General features: G+C 50.0%; 1 protein-coding gene. It reads right to left on the bottom strand.

The genetic code is table 11. The annotated features are described in order from the left end of the window. On the bottom strand, positions 1-836 hold an 836-nt coding region (locus tag EI28_RS12945), incomplete at its 3' end, for a hypothetical protein (RefSeq protein WP_155937480.1). Positions 837-880 lie beyond the last annotated feature (44 nt).

Raw genomic sequence — 880 nt, 5'->3', positions numbered from 1 at the left:
CAGACGGGGCATTGTGTAATGTGCTCGCTACAATAGGCCTTCCCGCACACCTCGCAGACGGCAGCGGTTTCCTTCTTGAAATTGATGGCACCGAGTTTGAAGTGCTTCGGGCAGTACTGTATGGTATTTTCAAGGACGGTTCCTGAATGGGCAAACACTTCTTTCGTGTAAACCGTGCCGAATGCGTTGAAGTGAACCGACCATTTGGGAACGAGAAGCATCTCGCTCTTGAAGAGTTTTATATCGCCTCTTCTCGGAATGAATTTCCGATGTTTGATATCCAGAATGCTGTCTCCTTTTGCAGGAGTGTATGCCATGTCCTCTGTGTTTTTCGCAGTTATATACTCGATTGCTGCCCTCTCTACTGCCCGTTTGGTGATCTCGGGTTTCAGTTTGGTGATATGATATTCCGAACCGATTGTTATGGAATATTCGGGCGAGGGTGAGTAATTCATTACTTCGTTGAAGGTCTTGAGCGTTCGTGTGTTATCGATGCTCTGTTTCGAAGAACTCAGTGAGTTCAGAAGCGTTCCGCCTTTCCCTGCTTGCCCGTTGAGCACCTTGCCGTCGAGAAGATCGATGACCACAGTTCCGTCATCGGAAAACCGATGGAGTTTCTTGGTCGGGTCGTAGACCCGGGCTTTGAAACTGTACGGTACCTTGACGTACGGGTGGAAGGTGAGCCGGGCGATGCTCACCTCAACCAGATGCTTGTTCTGTAGCGGCAACGTCGTTACTGCGAGGTAATCAGACTTGACGGGAAGAGCGGATTTTAGTGTTAGCCGATCCCCTTTCCGGCTAACTCTTCCGGCAGAGACGGCAAACCATTTCTCCATGATGTCCTCGTGATCGAGGATCTCGATATTCCTGCTTTCCGCGA

Origin of the sequence: Methanoculleus sp. MH98A (assembly GCF_000691865.1) — an archaeon.
Lineage (GTDB): Archaea > Halobacteriota > Methanomicrobia > Methanomicrobiales > Methanoculleaceae > Methanoculleus.
Note: the sequence above shows the minus strand (reverse complement) of the source record. Positions and strands in the feature narration are given on the sequence as shown.